General features: G+C 67.2%; 1 protein-coding gene and 1 pseudogene. Both read left to right on the top strand.

The genetic code is table 11. The features are described from left to right. Window positions 1-97: GTP-binding protein (locus tag EOA86_RS37135; protein ID WP_164892433.1), on the top strand; the 97-nt coding region annotated here is incomplete at its 5' end. A gap of 18 nt (window positions 98-115) precedes the next feature. Continuing rightward, window positions 116-705 (top strand): annotated as a pseudogene (locus EOA86_RS37140) (cobaltochelatase subunit CobN); the annotation flags it as partial.

The raw sequence follows: 705 nt of genomic DNA on the forward strand, positions 1-705 counted from the left end.
CGCCTGGACCGCTGGGGACGACCGCCGTTCGCGTCTCGTCGTCATCGGTCTGAAAGGACTGAACCGCCCGGCCATCGAGCGTATCCTAGCCGGCTGACCCCAGGCACGAGCCGCGATGCACATCCTCACCACAACATCCGCCTCGCTCGACGATCTCGCCGAGCCCGTTGATCTCAGGCAGACGCCTGCGGATGTTGTGGCGCTGTCCTTCACCGACAGCGATCTGGCCGGGCTGGCGGCGGCGTGGAAGGCAGGTGCGGATCGCCTGCCGTCGATGCGGCTGGCGGCTTTGCGTGATCTGCGCCATCCCATGTCCGTCGACCTCTGGATCGACAGCGTCGCCCGCCACGCCAGGGTTATTTTGGTTCGCATTCTCGGCGGCTATGACTGGTGGCGCTATGGCTGCGACCAGCTTGCCTCGACCGCCCGCGCACGCGGCATAAAACTGGCGCTGCTGCCCGGCGAGAGCCACGACGAGGATTTGCGGCTGATCGAATGCTCGACGCTGCCCCGCGAAGAGCTCGACGGTCTGCTCAATTATTTTCGCGAGGGCGGCCCGGCCAACATGACAGCGCTGGTGCATCGGCTGGCCCGGCTGGCGGGATCGGACATGGCGGTCGCGGAGCCGGTCAGCGTGCCGAAGGCGGGCTATTATGAGCCGGGAAGCGGTGTCGTCCCCCTCCCCCTAGAGGGGAGGGTCCGGCC

Origin of the sequence: Mesorhizobium sp. M5C.F.Ca.IN.020.32.2.1 (assembly GCF_004023105.1) — a bacterium.
In the GTDB taxonomy this organism is placed as follows: Bacteria; Pseudomonadota; Alphaproteobacteria; order Rhizobiales; family Rhizobiaceae; genus Mesorhizobium; species Mesorhizobium wenxiniae.